This is a genomic window from Pseudoxanthomonas sp. GW835-FHT14C01, assembly GCF_058793715.1.
On the sequence record NZ_JBXAGB010000002.1, the window covers coordinates 1224053 to 1240091 of the forward strand.

The 16039-nt window shown below is 66.7% G+C and carries 10 protein-coding genes; 9 read left to right on the plus strand and 1 reads right to left on the minus strand.

Going from position 1 to position 16039, the window contains the following annotated elements; all coding sequences use genetic code 11:
* Positions 1 to 31: 31 nt before the first annotated feature.
* Positions 32 to 1117, minus strand: a complete 1086-nt coding sequence (locus tag AC1Q5B_RS12565) for a LacI family DNA-binding transcriptional regulator (RefSeq protein ID WP_492631992.1) — start codon at positions 1115 to 1117, stop codon at positions 32 to 34.
* A gap of 441 nt (positions 1118 to 1558) precedes the next feature.
* Here AC1Q5B_RS12565 and AC1Q5B_RS12570 point away from each other — a divergent pair, with 441 nt between their 5' ends.
* The 9 genes from AC1Q5B_RS12570 (at position 1559) to AC1Q5B_RS12610 (ending at position 15996) form a co-directional block, all read left to right on the plus strand.
* Positions 1559 to 4693 carry a TonB-dependent receptor gene (locus tag AC1Q5B_RS12570; protein ID WP_492631993.1) on the plus strand — a complete coding sequence of 1045 codons (3135 nt, stop codon included), beginning with the start codon at positions 1559 to 1561 and terminating at the stop codon, positions 4691 to 4693.
* A 159-nt stretch (positions 4694 to 4852) separates the two neighbouring features.
* The gene (locus AC1Q5B_RS12575; RefSeq protein WP_492631994.1) at positions 4853 to 5611 is read left to right on the plus strand and encodes a SapC family protein; all 759 of its coding nucleotides are present in this window, start codon (positions 4853 to 4855) and stop codon (positions 5609 to 5611) included.
* A gap of 3 nt (positions 5612 to 5614) precedes the next feature.
* A complete protein-coding gene (locus AC1Q5B_RS12580; RefSeq protein WP_492631995.1) occupies positions 5615 to 6634 on the plus strand; it encodes a cupin-like domain-containing protein in 1020 nt (339 codons plus the stop codon).
* A gap of 14 nt (positions 6635 to 6648) precedes the next feature.
* On the plus strand, positions 6649 to 8178 hold the full coding sequence (locus AC1Q5B_RS12585; RefSeq protein WP_492631996.1) for a tryptophan halogenase family protein: 1530 nt from the start codon (positions 6649 to 6651) through the stop codon (positions 8176 to 8178).
* An 11-nt stretch (positions 8179 to 8189) separates the two neighbouring features.
* Complete coding sequence (locus AC1Q5B_RS12590) at positions 8190 to 8888, plus strand: DUF6445 family protein (RefSeq protein WP_492631997.1); 699 nt, start codon at positions 8190 to 8192, stop codon at positions 8886 to 8888.
* A 223-nt stretch (positions 8889 to 9111) separates the two neighbouring features.
* Positions 9112 to 10605: a xylulokinase gene (gene xylB / locus AC1Q5B_RS12595; protein ID WP_492631998.1), complete on the plus strand. Its 1494-nt coding sequence runs from the start codon at positions 9112 to 9114 to the stop codon at positions 10603 to 10605.
* Between the two features lie 32 nt (positions 10606 to 10637).
* Entirely contained in the window at positions 10638 to 11972 is a 1335-nt protein-coding gene (gene xylA, locus AC1Q5B_RS12600; RefSeq protein WP_492631999.1) for a xylose isomerase, read from the plus strand.
* A 35-nt stretch (positions 11973 to 12007) separates the two neighbouring features.
* Positions 12008 to 13423, plus strand: a complete 1416-nt coding sequence (locus AC1Q5B_RS12605) for a sugar porter family MFS transporter (protein ID WP_492632000.1) — start codon at positions 12008 to 12010, stop codon at positions 13421 to 13423.
* On the plus strand, positions 13420 to 15996 hold the full coding sequence (locus tag AC1Q5B_RS12610) for a glycoside hydrolase family 3 protein (RefSeq protein ID WP_492632001.1): 2577 nt from the start codon (positions 13420 to 13422) through the stop codon (positions 15994 to 15996). The genes AC1Q5B_RS12605 and AC1Q5B_RS12610 overlap by 4 nt, the downstream gene beginning before the upstream one ends.
* Positions 15997 to 16039 lie beyond the last annotated feature (43 nt).

Genomic DNA, 16039 nt, shown 5'->3' on the forward strand with positions numbered 1-16039 from the left:
AGTGAAGCGTCGCCAGGACCTGCGCGGGGATCTACCGCGGCTTCCTGCCGGACCGTATCGCGTCCGCCGCCTTGTCCATGACCGAGTCGCGCGCCACCAGCTGATGCGGCACCACGTGATTGACGATCACGCGTGGCGCGGGCGGCGTACGCCTGATCTCGCGCAGCAGGATGTCGACGGCCGCATCGGCCATGGCGGCGACCGGCTGGTGGATGGTCGTCAGCTCGGGCCACACCATCGTTGCCGCCGAGGTGTCGTCGAAGCCGACGACGGAAAGGTCCCGTGGTACGTCCAGCCCCCGGCGATGCGCGACCGACACGACGGCGGAGGCCATGTCGTCGTTGCTGGCGAAGATCGCACTGGGAGGCCGGCGCAGTGCGAGCAGCCGCTCCGCCGCGTCCAGGCCGGAGCGGTAGGTGAAGTAGCCGGGCTGCACGAGCTTGTCGTCGTAACCGATCCCCGCTTCGACCAGCGCGTCGCGGTAGCCTTGCCAGCGATGCGCGCTAGCGGTCTGGTTGGGGTCGCCCTTGATGTAGCCGATCCGCGTATGTCCGCGCGCGATCAGGTGCGCGACGACGTCGTGGCTCGCGCGGTGGTCGTCGATACGGACGCAGGAAATACTGTCGCTGAAGTGGCCGGAGGCGATCGACACGACGGGGACGCCGGCGCGCGCGAACTCCGACACGATCGTCTTCGACTCGCACAGGGGGGGAGGGAGGATCACGCCCGCCACGCTGTTAGCCAGCTGGCGTGCGGCCGCGCGATACCCCTCCGCATCAAGACCGTCCCACGTGGCGATCACCAGCTGTGCCGCCGCGCGCGCCGAGCCGCGCAGCGCGCCGACCAGCAGCTCGCGCAGGTAGCTGGAGCTGGGATTGGTGTAGATCAGCGCGATGCACGTGTGTTGCGCCGCGGCCAAAGAACTGGCGGCCAGGTTGGGGCGGTAGCCGAGCTCACGCACACTGCGCATGACCCGTTCGCGATTGGCGTCGCGCACGCCGGCGTGGCCATTGACGACGCGGGACACGGTCATCGGGGACACGCCGGCGTGGTGCGCGACCTCGTCGATGGTGACCGCATTCGCCTTCCTGCGTGCGCCTTTATTGGTCTTCTTCATGCTGTGCTTCTGCGGTACTCATGTGTCGATATGGCGAAATCCGGATTACTTGCGCATGGACCCGCCGTGGCGGCGCCCCACCTTACCGGCTCGGTGGCGTTTTCCACGCTGCTGCGCCCGTGCGATGGCCATTTTGCTGCGCTGCATGGTGACAAGGGGGAATACGCGTGATTAGTCTGCGCCCCAACGCGATGGTAGCGCTACCACCTAGTCGCCACCAAGCAGAACCGGCTGTGTCTTGCCATCGCGCGATCGTCGTCTTGCCACGCTGAATCCGGACTTCGGAGCACGGCCTTCACGGCCAGCCCTGCATCCGGCCTGGAAGACGGGCACTGCCCGTGGGCGCCCCTGGGAGGGGCGATACATCACATACGAACGTAGCGAAGGGGAATCCATGAACGCGTGCAGTTTCCGTACCACTCCAGATCCGAGGGCACGTCAATGAGCCGGAAGTTGGCGAAATTCAAGTCGAGGGCCATGTTCACCTTTGTGGGGGGTGTACTGGTCGTCAATCCCGCGTTCGGCCAGGACGCCCCGGCCACGGCGCCGGCCACGCAACAGGAACAGACCTCGTCGCAGGCGACCGATCTGGACACCGTCGTGGTGACGGGCATCCGCAACAGCCTCAGCCAGGCGATGGACATCAAGCGTGACTCCGCGGGCGTCGTCGATGCGATCAGTGCCGAGGACATCGGCAAGTTCCCGGACACCAACCTCGCCGAATCGCTGCAGCGCATCACCGGCATCTCGATCGAGCGCCGCGACGGCGAAGGCGCGCAGGTGACGGCCCGCGGTTTCGGCCCGCAGTTCAACATGGTGACCCTCAACGGCCGCCAGATGCCGGGCGCGGATGCGTTCGGTGCCTCCGGGCAGGTGGCCATCGGCGGCGTGGACGGCGGAACGCGTGCGTTCAACTTCGCCCAGCTCGCCGCCGAGGCGATCAACGGCATCGAGGTCTACAAGACCAGCCAGGCCCAGGTGCCCAGCGGCGGTATCGGCGCGACGATCAACATCCTGACCGCGCGTCCGTTCAACTATGACGGTTTCGTCGCCAACGCCGGCGCCAAGGTGGTGTCGGACCGCAGCCAGCCGTTCGAGAACGACCTGACGCCCGAGCTGTCCGGCATCTTCAGCTACACCAACCCCGACAAGACCTTCGGCGTCAGCCTCAGCGCGAGCCAGCAGAAGCGCAAGGGCGGCTCGGTGCAGGCCACCGAGAACTACTGGAACGTCCAGCCCTGGACCGGGACGATGCCGGGCAATCCAAACGTGGTCAATGCGCCTGGCGTCGGCGACCTCTACGCGCGCCCGAACGATCTGCGCTACGCGTTCTCCGAGTTCGAACGCGACCGCGTCAACGGCCAGGCGGTGGTGCAGTTCGCGCCGACCGACAGCCTGACCCTGACGCTGGATTACACCTATTCGACCAACGAGATCACCGAGAATCGTGGCGAGCAGGCGATGTGGCTGCAGAACAGCAACTACACCAACGTCGAGTTCGACACTAGCGGCGCCGTCGCCACGCCGATCTACATCCGCGAAATCGCGGGCACCAAGGACTTCGGCCTCGAACAGCAGCGCAGCATGCAGGAATACAAGCTGGGGTCGCTCGGCTTCAACGCGGCATGGGACGTCAACGACCGGTTCCGCCTCAGCTTCGACGCCCACAACTCGAAGAACGAAAGCCGGCCGAACGATCCGCTGACCGGCGGCGGATCGATCTTCATGAGCATCGCGGGCACCAACAACTGCACCACCGGCCCGCATTGCGGCGGCTCGTGGGTACAGGAGCTGCGGTTCAACAACGGGCTGCCGATCGGCACGCAGACCTGGTATCCGAGCACGGCGGATGCGATCGCCGGCACCAACGGCGTGGTCAACCCGGGCTTCGTGGAAGGCGAGATCGGCTCGCAGGTGCTGCGCATCAACGCGCAGACGCAGGTCAGTGAGATCAAGCAGGCGCGCATCGACGGTGAATGGACCTTCGACCAGGGCCGCTTCCAGTTCGGCGTGGATACCAACAAGTCCACCACGCACCGCATCCAGGCGGCCGAGGCCTATTCGACGCTGGGCGACTGGGGCGTGGCCAACGTCGGTTCGGATACCGCGGCCGGGCTGGTGGACCTGCTGCGGCCGGTCAACCTGGTGGGCCTGTTCGACGACTACAACGCGACGAGCTGGCCGGCATGGCGCGGCAATGCGGCCGAACTGGCGCAATGGGCGGCCGGACAGTACGGCGTCGGGCTGGGCGTCAGCCCGCAGCGTGCCGCCGACAATCGCGTGGAAGAGAAGACCCATTCGGCCTACTTCCAGGTCGAACTGGATGGCGAACTGGGGGGCATGCGCACCAACACCCGTCTGGGTGTGCGCTACGAGACGACGGACGTCGTGTCGACGTCGGTTATCGCGATCCCCGAAGCCATCGAATGGCAGGCCAACAACGACTTCCGGGTGGTGCTGTCCGACGAGCAACAACCCTTCAGCGAACGCGCGAGCTACAGCTACATCCTGCCCAACCTCGACTTCAGCATCGACATCACGGACGACCTGAAAGGCCGCGCCTCGTTCGGCAAGAGCATCGCGCGTGCGCCCTACGGCAACCTGTACGCAGGTCCGGGAGCCCAGCAGCCGTTCGGCTCGGTCCTGATCGACCCATCGGTGCGGGCGAGCGGCAATGCGCAGAACCCTAGCCTGAAGCCGCTCGAATCCGACAATCTCGACCTGGCCCTCGAGTGGTACTTCGCGGACGCGAGCTACGTATCGCTGACCTACTGGAACAAGTCGGTCGACAACTTCATCGGCAATACGGTGGGACAGGAAAACCTGTACGGGTTGAGGGATCCCACCTCCGGTCCGGATGCGCAGACGGCGTTGGCCTTCCTGACCAGTGCGGCCTGCGTCACCCAGGTCGGCGCGGCCAATGCCGCGGCGTGCTCGGCGAACGACACCTCGCTGTTCACCGCCTTGGCGCTGTTGCGCAACAATCCGGCGGGGCTGGGCGCCTACAACGGTACCGATGCGCAGGTGCTGGCGACGGAAGCGGCGTACGACCTGTACGGCGAAGCCGACGATCCGCTGTATCTGTTCAACGTCAACCGCCCGATCAACCAGAACCAGTCCAAGCTGCACGGCTGGGAACTGGGTGGCCAGTACTTCTTCGGCGACAGCGGCTTCGGCGTCCTGGCCAACTACACCGTCGTCCGCGGCGATGTCGGCTACAACAACGGCGGCGACCCGGGCATCGACCAGTTCGCACTGACCGGACTGAGCGATACCGCCAACGCCATGCTCATGTACGAAAAGTACGGCTGGTCGGTCCGCCTGGCGTGGAACTGGCGCGACGAGTACCTGATCCTCGCCAACCAGGGTGCCAGCCGCAATCCCTACTATGTCGAAGAGTACGAACAGTGGGACCTGAGCGTGAACTACACGCTCAACGACCACTGGTCGTTCGGCCTGGAGGCGATCAATCTGACGGGCGAAGACGTGCGCTGGCATGCGCGGACCGACCAGCAGATCGTCAAGCTGGCCGACCAGAGTCCGCGCTACATGGTCGGCGTTCGCTACAAGTTCTGAGTTTGGCGGCAGACGACCTCTCCTGATGTCGCCAATGGGGACTGCTGCGCGAGCAGCAGTCCCTTTTTTCAAGGTGGACCGCGATGTCCACCGCACCGGCAGGCTGCGTCGGCGGTACCATGGCGGCGCATGCCTTCCCGATTCTGACTGGACGAGACGATGGCCCGCTACGAGCTGCTCAACAACATCGCGCACCGTGATCTGCATGTGGCCACGGGCTTCGGCGTCGAGTTCGGCGACGATGTCGGGATGGTGCCGGCGTTCCCGAGCGAGTTCGCCGAGTTGCAGCGGGAATATCCGATCTTCCTGCGGAAGGACGCGACCGGTGACGCGTGGCAGTCGGTCGTGCTGCTGGGTTTCGAGCAGCACGAAAACCTCTTCCTGCAGGAGGGGCGCTGGAATGCCACCTATCTGCCGGGTGCCGTGGCGAAGGGGCCTTTCCTCATCGGATTCCAGGAACAGCATGTCGACGGCGAGCTGACCCGCGACGCGGTGATGCACGTCGATGTGGATCACCCGAGGGTGAAGGCGGCGACGGGCGAACCGGTATTCCTGCCGCAAGGCGGCAACAGTCCTTATCTCAACCACATCGCGGGCATCCTGCGCGGCATCCACGATGGCAGCACGTATGGTGCGGCGATGTTCCAGGCGCTGGACGCAAAGGGCCTGATACAACCCGTCACGCTGGACGTCCAGGTCGACGAACGGAACCGGGTCGCCGTCAACGGCCTGCATGGCATCGATCGGGAACGATTGGCGGCGCTGGATGGTCCGGCACTGCTCGAACTGAACCGAGCCGGCTATCTGGAGGGCGCCTATCTGATGCTGGCGTCCCTGCACAACATGCGTCGGCTGATGGCAGAGAAGCAGCGTCGTCTGCGCATGCAGGACGCGGCGCCCTCCACCGGCAAGAACTGACGCGTGAGCGGCGCTGCCTCGATCCGCGTCTTCGAGTACGCCGGGAGCGGCGCGCTGCCGCTGGACGTTCTGCTGGCCGAAGGCGAGCCGGTCGTGCTGAAGGGCATCGCGCGCGACTGGGGTCTTGTGCGGGCCGGGCGGGGCTCGACGCGGGAGGCGATGGCGTATCTGCGCGATCTCGACGCCGGCGTTCCGATCCCGTATTCGTTCGGCGGTCCGGAGATCAACGGGCGTCCGTTCTACAACGACGACTTCACGCGGTTGAACTTCGACGTCAGGCAAGGCGCGTTGTCGGAAGTGCTGGACGGCATCGAGAGCCACCTCGACGATCCGCAGCCGCCCACCTATTACGTCGCCTCACTGTTGGTCGACAAGGCGCTCCCCGGCTTCTCGCAGGCCAATGATCTCGACCTTGCGGCATGCGGAATCGAGGCGCCCGCCAGCATCTGGATCGGCAACCGCGTGGTGGCGTCGTGCCATTTCGATGCGCCCGACAACCTGGCGTGCTGCCTGGTGGGGCGGCGGCAATTCACGCTGTTTCCGCCCGAGCAGGTCGAGAACCTCTACCCGGGGCCTTTCGATCCCACCCCGGGCGGGCAGGTCGTCAGCGTGGTCGATTTCGACAATCCCGATTTCGCGCGCTATCCGCGTTTTTCCGACGCGCTGGCCGCGGCAAGGACCGCCCTGCTCGAACCCGGCGATGCGCTCTTCATTCCCAGCATGTGGTGGCATCACGTGCGGAGCCTGGAGCCGTTCAACGTCCTGGTGAATTACTGGTGGCGCTCTTCGCCCGTCTTCCTGTCCTCGCCGCTGCCTGCCTTGCACCACGCGCTGTGGACGCTGCGCGATCTGCCGTTACGCGAGAAGCAGGCATGGGCGAAGATCTTCGAGTACTACGTATTCGGTCCCGGCGAGCGGGCAGGGGAGCACTTGCCGGAAGCGGCCCGCGACCTGCTTGCGCCGATCGATGAAACGCAGGCACGTCGCATACGCGCCATGCTGCTGGGCCGACTCAACCGCTGAAGGAGGCGACTGCATTGGACTCTCCAACGACACCGGAAGGATGTATCCGCAAAGTGGTGATCGCGGGCGGCGGCACGGCGGGGTGGCTGGCCGGCTGTGCGCTGGCGCACCAGTTCCGCGACCGCCTGGAGATCACCCTGGTGGAGTCGGAGCAGATCGGCACCGTCGGCGTAGGCGAATCCACGGTGCCGCCGATCCGCACGTTCCACCGCTTCCTGCAGATCGACGAACAGGAATTCCTGCGCGCCGTCGCCGGTACCTTCAAGCTGTCGATCTCGTTCGAGAACTGGCGTCGTCCCGGCGAGCGCTACATCCATCCGTTCGGCATCACCGGACAGGGCACCTGGGCGGCGGCATTCCATCATTTCTGGCTGGACAGCCTGCGGCGCGGCATGCCATCCGAGCTGGGCGACTTCTGCCTCGAAACGGTCGCTTCGCGCGTCGACCGGTTCTCGTTGCAGACCCAACCCCAGGTCAACTACGCGTACCACTTCGATGCGGGGTTGTACGCGAAATTCCTGCGCCGCATCGCCGAAGGCCACGGGCTCCGTCGCGTGGAGGGCAAGATACGCGAGGTGACGCAGCACGCGGACGACGGCGCCGTGCAGTCGCTGATCCTGGAAGATGGCCAGGTCATCGAGGGCGATCTCTTCATCGACTGCACCGGGTTCCGCGGTCTGTTGATCGAGCAGACGCTGCACACCGGCTATGAAGACTGGAACGAATGGCTTCCCAGCGACCGTGCGGTCGCCGTGCAGACCGAGTCGGTAGGGCCGCCGGTGCCGTACACCCGGGCGATCGCGCACGAGGCGGGCTGGCGCTGGCATATCCCGTTGCAACACCGCGTGGGCTGCGGACTGGTGTTCTCCAGTCGCCACATGTCGGACGACGAGGCGCGCGCCAAGCTGCTGCGCGACGTGGGTGCGCCGGCGCTGCGCGATCCCTGGCTGGTGCCGTTCCGCACCGGGCGCCGGCTGAAAGCCTGGAACAGGAACGTGGTGTCGCTGGGCCTGGCCAGCGGCTTCATCGAGCCGCTGGAATCCACCAGCATCCATCTGGCCATCAGCGCCGTGGTGCGGCTGGTGCAGCTGTTCCCCTTCGACGGCATTTCCGCATCGCTGGTCGAGCTGTACAACGACGTCAGCCGTGCGGAAATGGAGCACGTGCGCGATTTCATCATCCTGCATTACCACGCGACCCAGCGCGACGAACCGATGTGGAAGGCGTGCCGCGAGATGGTGTTGCCGGAATCGTTGCAGATACGGCTGCGCGCGTGGCGCGAGCGCGCGCATGCGTGGCAGGATCCGGACGAGTTGTTCCGGGTGGACTCCTGGACCCACGTGCTGCTCGGTCAGGGCATCCAGCCCGGACCGCCGCATCCGCTCGCGCGTGCGCTGGCGGACGAGGACCTGCGCACCCTGCTGGGCTCGATCCGGCAGCCGATCGAACGCGCCGTCGCGCAGATGCCTTCGCAGCAGGCGTTCATCGAGCGCTATTGCAAGGCCGCGCCGGACGTCTGGCCATCGCGCGCGGCAGCCGTCTAGCGTCGGATCGCATGTTGATCACGCCGCACCCGGCCATCCGCATCCACCACCACGCGATCGGGCGAGAGCGTGCGCCGTTGCTGGTGATCGACAACGTACTGGCCGACCCGGACCGCATGGTGCGCAAGGCGGCGAGTCGAGCGTTCGAGAAGATGCCCACGATGTTCCCCGGTATCCGCGCGCCCGCGCCGCCGTCGTACCAGAACTTCCTTGAGGCGATCCTCAGGCCGCTGCTACGCGACACGTTCGGTCTGGAGCCGGGACGTTTCATGTACCCGATGTGCCATTTCTCGCTGGTGACGCAGGCGCGCGAAAGCCTGCATGTCCTGCAGCGCCTGCCGCACATCGATTCGGTCAGCCGGAACGGATTGGCCACGGTGCACTACCTGTTCCGCGGCGATTGGGGAGGAACCGATTTCTATCGGCACCGGCACAGCGGCTTCGAATACGTGGACGAAAGCCGGCACGCGACGTACTTCGATCGTCTGGCGCAGGAGAGTCGTGACGAGGCGGACGTCGGCAGCGGCTACATCGATGGGGATACGTCGTTGTTCGAGCGGATCGCCGGCGTGGAAGGCGTATTCAACCGGCTGATCGTCTACCGGCGCAACTCGTTGCATTCCGGAAAGGTGGGAAACGACAAGCCGCTGCCCGCGGACCCGATGACGGGACGGTTGTCCATCAACAGTTTCATCGATGTCGTGCCATGAGTGGGCCCGCATGCCGCGATGCCGCGGCCGCGTGGGGCGCTTGTCCGGGGGTCTGGAGGGTGTTTTTGCGGCGCAGCACGCTTTTTCCGCCAAGGGTGGTTACAGTGCGGCATCGCGGTCACGGCTGACCGAAAGCCGCGGAAAAAAGGGAGCGAAGCGCCGACTCCCTTTTTTAACCAGCCGAAATGGTAGCGCTAACTTTTTATGGGTCGGAGGCAGTTCGATGGGGTTTGTCGCCGGAATCGACGCGGGCACGCAGAGCCTGAAGGTGGTCGTCTACGACCCCTCAGCGGGCAGGATCGTGGCCAGCGCCAGTGAATCGCTGGACCTGACCAGCGGTGACGACGGCCGTCGCGAACAGGAGCCGTCCGATTGGGTCGTGGCCATGCGCGTCTGCTTCGCACGCATCGATCCGGCCGTGCGCGCGCATATCGTCGCGCTGGCGGTCTCGGGCCAGCAGCATGGCTTCGTGGCGGTGGACGCGACAGGCGCGGTGCTCGCGCCGGCCAAGCTGTGGTGCGATACCAGCACGACGGCCGAGTGCACGCGGATCATGGCGGCGGTGGGGGGCGCGGCACGCACCATCGAACTCGCAGGCAATCCCATCCTCGCCGGTTACACCGCCTCGAAACTGCCGTGGACGAGGACGCATCGGCCGGAGGCCTACGAGCGGCTGGCGACCATCCTGCTGCCGCACGACTATCTGAACTTCGTGCTGACCGGCGAACGCTTCTGTGAGTACGGGGACGCGTCCGGCACGGGCTGGCTCGACGTGCGCACGCGCACGTGGTCGACGGACCTGCTGCGTGCGACCGATTCCGACCGCGATCTCGCCGCCTGCCTGCCGCCGATCGCCGCGCCGGATGCGTTGGTCGACATCGATCCCGATGCGGCGTCGCAACTCGGCGTGCCTGCGACGGTCAAGGTCGCGGTCGGTGGTGGCGACAACATGATGGCGGCCATCGGCACCGGCTGCGTGGAAGAGGGACGACTGGCGATGAGCCTGGGGACCTCGGGCACCCTGTTCGCCTACTCGGAGACGCCTGTGGTCGATCCGGCCGGCGCGTGGGCGGCGTTCTGTTCGTCGACCGGCGGCTGGCTTCCGCTGATCTGCACCATGAACTGCACCGTGGCGACCGAACAGGTGGCCAAGACCTTCGGCTTCAGCACTCGCGAAGGCGACGCGCATCTGCATGCCACACCGCCCGGCGCGGATGGTCTGGTGATGCTGCCGTTCCTCAATGGCGAGCGCACGCCGGATCTCCCGCTGGGCAAGGGCGTGCTGGCCGGGATCGACACGACGAACCTGACGCCGGCGCATGTCTACCGTGCGGCGATGGAGGGGGCCACCTATAGCCTGAAGTACGGCTTTGATGCCTTCGTCCGCGCTGGCATGCGCTTCGAGCGCATCGTGCTGACCGGCGGCGGCAGCAACAGCGCGGCATGGCGGCAACTGGTGGCCGATGTGTTCGGGCTGCCGGTCGATGTGCCGGTGCAGTCCGAGGGCGCCGCGTTCGGTGCGGCGCTGCAGGCGTTGTGGGCGTTCGGGCGCAGCGGTGGCGACACGGCGTCGATCGCTGACGTCACCCGCGCACACGTGGCCCTCGATCCAGCGCTGTCCGCAGTACCGGATGCCTCAAGGACATCGGCCTACGCGCACGCGTACCAGCGCTTCCTCCAGTACCTCGATGCCGTCGCGCCGCTGCAGCGCGGCTGACCTTTCCACGCACACCCACAGGATCCCGCACCATGAGCACCCAGCCCTTCATCGGCGCCAAGGAATACTTCCCCGGCATCGGCCGCATCCCGTTCGAGGGTCGCGGCTCGGACAATCCGCTGGCCTTCAAGGTCTACGACGCGCAGAAGAAGATCGGCGGCAGGACGATGGCCGAGCACCTGCGCTTCGCCGTCTGCTACTGGCACACCTTCTGCAACGCCGGCCACGATCCCTTCGGCCCGGGTACGCGCCACTTCCCGTGGGAGGCCGGCTCGCCGATGGCCACCGCCGAGGCCAAGGTCGACGCGGCCTTCGAGTTCTTCACCAAGCTGGGCGTGCCGTACTGGTGCTTCCACGACATCGACCTGGCGCCGGACGCGGACGACATCGGCCAGTACGAGAAGAACCTGAAGCACATGGTGGGCCTGGCCAAGGCGCGCCAGGACGCCACCGGCATGAAACTGCTGTGGGGCACGGCCAACCTGTTCTCGCATCCGCGCTACATGAACGGTGCGTCGACCAATCCGGACTTCGCCGTCGTCGCCCGCGCGGCGGTGCAGGTCAAGGCGGCACTGGACGCCACCGTCGAACTCGGAGGCGAGCACTACGTGTTCTGGGGCGGTCGCGAAGGCTACGCGTCGCTGGTCAACACCGACATGAAGCGCGAGGTCGCGCACTTCGCCCGTTTCCTGACCATGGCGCGCGACTACGGGCGCAGCATCGGGCTGAAGGGCAACTTCCTGATCGAGCCCAAGCCGATGGAGCCGATGAAGCACCAGTACGACTTCGACAGCGCCACGGTCGCCGGCTTCCTGAAGGAGCATGGGCTGGAGAAGGACTTCAAGCTCAACATCGAGGCCAACCACGCGACGCTCTCGGGCCACACGTTCGAACACGACCTGCAGGTCGCCTCCGACCACGGCCTGCTCGGCAGCATCGATGCCAACCGCGGCAATGCGCAGAACGGCTGGGATACCGACCAGTTCCCCACCGACCTGTACGACACCGTCGGCGCGATGCTGGTGGTGCTGCGCCAGGGCGGTCTGGAAGGTGGCCTCAACTTCGACGCGAAGGTACGGCGCGAGTCCACGGATCTCGAGGACCTGTTCATCGCCCACATCGGCGGCATGGATGCGTTCGCCCGCGGCCTGGACGTCGCGCACGCGCTGCTGACCGAGTCGCCTTGGGAACAGTGGCGCAAGGAGCGTTACGCCAGCTTCGACAGCGGCAACGGCAAGGATTTCGAAAGCGGCACGCTGGATCTGGCCGGTCTGGCCACGCTAGCGGCGCAACTGGGCGAGCCGAAGCAGGTCAGCGGCAAGCAGGAGCGCTACGAGAACCTGCTCAACCAGTACCTGCTGCGCTGAGCGTCAGATCCACCACATCGGGACAGAGGGAGGGGATGGCGATGAGCCAGGCAATGACGGGGGGTGAGAACACCCGGCTGATCGTGCTGATCAGCGTGGTGGCGACGATCGGCGGATTTCTGTTCGGTTTCGACAGTGGCGTGATCAACGGCACCGTGGACGGGCTTCAGCAGGCCTTCGGTTCCACCAAGGCGGGCCTGGGCTTCGAGGTCGCCTCGATGCTGCTCGGCTGCGCGGTCGGTGCGTTCAGCGCCGGTCGAATGGCGGACCGTCTGGGCCGTCGCAACGTGCTGATCGTCTCGGCGGTGCTGTTCCTGCTCTCGGCCATCGGCGCCGGCGCGGCCACGTCGTCGGTCGTGTTCGTCATTGCGCGCGTGATCGGCGGTTTTGCGGTGGGCGCGGCCAGCGTGATCTCGCCGGCCTACATCGCCGAGGTCGCGCCGGCGCGCTATCGCGGCCGGCTGGCCACGGTCCAGCAGATCGCCATCATCAGCGGCCTGACCGCGGCGTTCCTGTCCAACTACCTGCTGGCCGCGAAAGCCGGCGCGTCCACCGAGGCGCTGTGGGGAGGACATGCCGCGTGGCGCTGGATGTTCTGGATGCAGGCGGTACCGTCGCTGCTGTTCCTCATGCTGCTGCTGACCATCCCGGAGAGCCCGCGCTATCTGGTGGTGAAGCGCCGCAAGGACGAGGCCTTGCGCGTGCTGACCCGGTTGTTCGGCGGTGCCGAAGCGCAGACCAAGCTGGCCGAGATCGATGCCTCGCTGTCGCAGGATCACCATCGCCCGCAGCTGTCCGATCTGAGGAACAAGGCGACCGGCAGGATCCGCCCCATCGTCTGGGTCGGCATCGGCCTGGCGACGTTCCAGCAGCTGGTCGGCATCAACGTGGTGTTCTACTACGGCGCGGTGCTCTGGCAGGCGGTGGGCTTTTCCGAGAACGACGCGCTGGCCATCAACGTGCTGTCCGGCGCGCTCAGCATCGGCGCCTGCATTGTCACCGTGCTGCTGATCGACCGCATCGGCCGCAAGCCGCTGCTCTGGGTCGGTTCGGCCGGCATGGCGGTGTCGCTGGCGCTGGTAGTGGTCGCCTTCGCCAGCGGCTCGCTGGTCGACGGCCATCTGCAGCTGCCGGAGGGTATGGGCACGCTGGCGCTGGTGGCGGCCAATGTCTATGTGGTGTTCTTCAACCTCTCGTGGGGCCCGGTGATGTGGGTCATGCTGGGCGAGATGTTCCCCAACCAGATCCGCGGCTCGGCGCTGGCGGTGGCCGGCGCGGCCCAGTGGACGTCCAACTTCGCCATCACGGTGACCTTTCCGATCCTGCTGGCGGCCATCGGTCTGGCGGCCACCTACAGCCTCTATCTGGTGTCGGCGATCGTTTCGGTCTTCTTCGTACTGCGGTACGTTCACGAGACCAAAGGTCGTGAACTGGAGCAGATGGAAGGATGAATGCGATGACGAAACCCCATGCATTGCTGATGGCCGCGCTGGTGCTGGCGCTGGGTGCCTGCAAGGGAGACGGGAAGGCTGCGGTTGCCGCGGGCGCGGAGGCGAGCCCGTGGCCGCAGGTCGCGTGGCCGCAGGTCGCGTGGCCGCAGGTCGCGTGGCCGCTGGCCGAAGACGCCGCGCTGGAAAAGCGCATCACCGACCTGATGGCCACGATGACGGTGGAGGAGAAGGTCGGCCAGCTGGTGCAGGGCGATATCGCGAGCATCACCCCGGACGACATCCGCAAGTACCGGCTCGGTTCGATCCTGGCCGGCGGCAACTCCGATCCCGGCGGACGCTACGATGCAGCGCCGGCCGAATGGCTGGCGCTGGCCGATGCCTTCTACGAGGCGTCGATGGACACCTCGCAGGGCGGCAAGGCCATCCCGATCCTCTTTGGCATCGATGCCGTGCACGGCCAGAGCAACATCGTCGGTGCCACGCTGTTCCCCCACAACATCGGGCTGGGCGCCGCGCGCAATCCCGAACTGTTGCGCCGGATCGGCGAGATCACCGCGCTGGAGACGCGCACGACCGGCATGGAGTGGACCTTCGCGCCGACCGTGGCGGTGCCGCAGGACGATCGTTGGGGGCGTACCTACGAGGGCTATTCGGAATCGCCCGACGTGGTGGCCCGTTATTCGGCGGCGATGGTGGAAGGCCTGCAGGGCAAGGTCGGCACCCCGGCCTTCCTCGACGGCCGCCACGTCATCGCGTCGGTGAAGCATTTCCTCGGCGATGGCGGCACCACGAACGGCAAGGACCAGGGCGACACGAAGATCGGCGAAGCGGACCTGGTGCGCATCCACGCCGCCGGCTATCCGCCGGCGATCGCGGCCGGCGCGCAGACGGCGATGGCCTCGTTCAACAGCGTCAACGGCGAGAAGATGCACGGGCACAAGCCGTACCTGACCGATGCGCTGAAGGGCCGCATGAATTTCGGCGGCTTCGTCGTCGGCGACTGGAACGGCCACGGCCAGGTCAAGGGCTGCACGAACACCGATTGCCCGGCGACGATCAACGCCGGCCTCGACATGGCGATGGCGTCGGACAGTTGGAAGGGGTTCTACGAGACCACGCTGGCGGCGGTGAAGGCCGGCACGATCAGCCAGGCACGGCTGGACGATGCGGTGCGCCGCATCCTGCGGGTCAAGTTCCGCCTGGGCCTGTTCGAGGCCGGCAAGCCGTCGTCGCGCGCGGTCGGCGGGCAGTTCGCGCTGCTCGGTTCGCCGGAGCATCGCGCCGTCGCGCGCCAGGCCGTGCGCGAATCGCTGGTGCTGTTGAAGAACGCAGGCGGCGTGCTGCCGCTATCGCCGAAGCAGCGCATCCTGGTGGCCGGCGACGGCGCCGACGATGTCGGCAAGCAGGCCGGCGGCTGGACGCTCAACTGGCAAGGCACCGGCACCACGCGCAAGGACTTTCCCAATGCCGACACGATCTACGAAGGCATCGCGCAGCAGGCCAAGGCGGCCGGCGGCGAAGCCATCCTGGCCATCGACGGCACGTACACGCAGAAGCCGGACGTGGCGGTGGTGGTATTCGGCGAGAACCCGTACGCCGAGTTCCAGGGCGACCTGCAGACGCTGGCGTACAAGCCGGGCGACGATGCCGACCTGCAACTGCTCAAGCGCCTCAAGGGCGAGGGCATCCCGGTGGTGGCGGTATTCCTGAGCGGCCGTCCGCTGTGGGTGAACCGCGAGATCAATGCCGCCGACGCGTTCGTCGCCGCGTGGCTGCCGGGTTCGGAAGGCGCGGGCATCGCCGACGTGCTGCTGCGCAAGGCCGATGGCAGCGTGCAGCACGACTTCAAGGGCAAGCTGGGCTTCAGCTGGCCGCGCACCGCCGTCCAGTACGCCAACAACGTGGGACAGGCAGGTTACGACCCGCTGTTCGCGTTCGGCTTTGGTCTGACCTATGCGGACAAGGGCGATCTCGCCGCGCTCTCGGAGGAGTCCGGTGTGACCGGTGACGAGGGGGCGCCGGGTGTGTTCTTCGCGCGCGGCGACACCGGCGCCGGGATCGCGATGCGGCTGGAAACCGCCGACGGGCAGGGCGTGACGGTCACCAAGGTGCCCGAGGCGCTGGAGGGCGACGCGTTGCGTGTCACCGGCGTGGACCATCAGGCACAGGAAGACGGCCGACGCTTTGCCTGGTCGGGCAAGGGCGACGCGATCGTCGCGCTGCAATCGCATACCGCGCTGGACCTGCAGCGCGAGAGCAATGGCGACGTGATGCTGCTGACCACGCTGCGCGTCGACGCGGCACCGGCCGGCGACGCGTGGCTGTCGGTCGGTTGCGGGGGGGCATGTGCGGCGCGCGTGGCGCTTGCGCCGACATTGGCGAAGCTGCCGCTCGGCCAGTGGAGGCGTGTCGGCGTGCCGCTGAAGTGCCTGGCCAAGGCCGGCGCGGACGTCGGCAAGCTCGACCGTCCGTGGTCGATCGGCACGGGCGGCGCGATGACGATTTCCGTGTCGCGCGTCGCACTGGGGGCATTGAACGAAGCCGAGGCCACCGTCGCATGCCCGGATGCGTGACCACTGTGGGTCCGTTCGCGATGGCGCCGCCTGTCTGCGCCAT

Coding starts and splice junctions, on each gene's coding strand:
- AC1Q5B_RS12570 (WP_492631993.1), top strand. CDS start 1,559: ATGAGCCGGAAGTTGGCGAAATTCAAGTCGAGGGCCATGTTCACCTTT.
- AC1Q5B_RS12610 (WP_492632001.1), top strand. CDS start 13,420: ATGAATGCGATGACGAAACCCCATGCATTGCTGATGGCCGCGCTGGTG.
- AC1Q5B_RS12605 (WP_492632000.1), top strand. CDS start 12,008: ATGGCGATGAGCCAGGCAATGACGGGGGGTGAGAACACCCGGCTGATC.
- AC1Q5B_RS12575 (WP_492631994.1), top strand. CDS start 4,853: ATGGCCCGCTACGAGCTGCTCAACAACATCGCGCACCGTGATCTGCAT.
- xylA (WP_492631999.1), top strand. CDS start 10,638: ATGAGCACCCAGCCCTTCATCGGCGCCAAGGAATACTTCCCCGGCATC.
- AC1Q5B_RS12565 (WP_492631992.1), bottom strand. CDS start 1,117: ATGAAGAAGACCAATAAAGGCGCACGCAGGAAGGCGAATGCGGTCACC.
- AC1Q5B_RS12590 (WP_492631997.1), top strand. CDS start 8,190: ATGTTGATCACGCCGCACCCGGCCATCCGCATCCACCACCACGCGATC.
- xylB (WP_492631998.1), top strand. CDS start 9,112: ATGGGGTTTGTCGCCGGAATCGACGCGGGCACGCAGAGCCTGAAGGTG.